The following is a 774-nucleotide window of genomic DNA, read 5'->3' on the forward strand; positions in this document are numbered from 1 at the left end:
GGCCAAGAGCGCTGCTGCCCAGGAGAAGGGCCGTGGCGGTCAATGCGCCAAGGCCGTAATTCAAGAATTTGCCGTTCATTTGCCAGTTCCTCCGTTTAAGCTTCCAGCCTGACTTCGTTCGAACGAGGTGATTGATGGAGCGCAGGACATGACCATGCATGTCGCGACCAACGTGTTGACCTTGATGTTCAAGCCAGAACTTTCTTCGAAATTCCAAGGCCCGCGTGCCTCCCGGTACGCAGGTCGGAGGTATCCTACGAAAGAGCGGTGCGTGGTGATATTGTACTTAGGGGCAAACGAGGCGACGTCAGGCAACAAGGAACTGGCCCGTTAATTCGACAACCAGCCGGCACGTCAGAGCGGGGCATTTCCGTGGGATCACCTACATACTTCCACTGATACCGTCCTCTGCTCAATCTGTTACTATGGGTCCGTCTTGTTGGGGGCAAGAACGTTCATGGTGTGCAATTGGAAGGTTCGATCGAGCCGGATTGTCCGGTCCTCGGCCGCGTTTTTTTTCCTGGTTCTCCCGATGCTGGCCGCTGAACAGGCCGTCTCGATGGAGATCGTGGGCCGGGTGCCCCGTGTCCTTATTCTTTATCCTTACGACGAACGAATAGCGGCAACGACCGAAGCGGGAGAAGCAGTGCGAAACCGGCTGCGGGAAGGGACCGCGGGCAAGGTCGATATTTTCTCGGAATTTCTCGACCTCACAAGATTTCCGGAGAAAGCCCATGTCGAGAAAATGGCGCACTTCCTCACCGACAAGTATCG

1 pseudogene is annotated in these 774 nt (G+C 55.7%); it reads left to right on the forward strand.

Annotated features, from left to right (window positions below):
• Window positions 1–532: 532 nt before the first annotated feature.
• Window positions 533–774: pseudogene (locus ACXJ5O_RS28800) on the forward strand (sensor histidine kinase); the annotation flags it as partial.

The sequence above is a fragment of the Phyllobacterium sp. P5_D12 genome, from assembly GCF_054049495.1.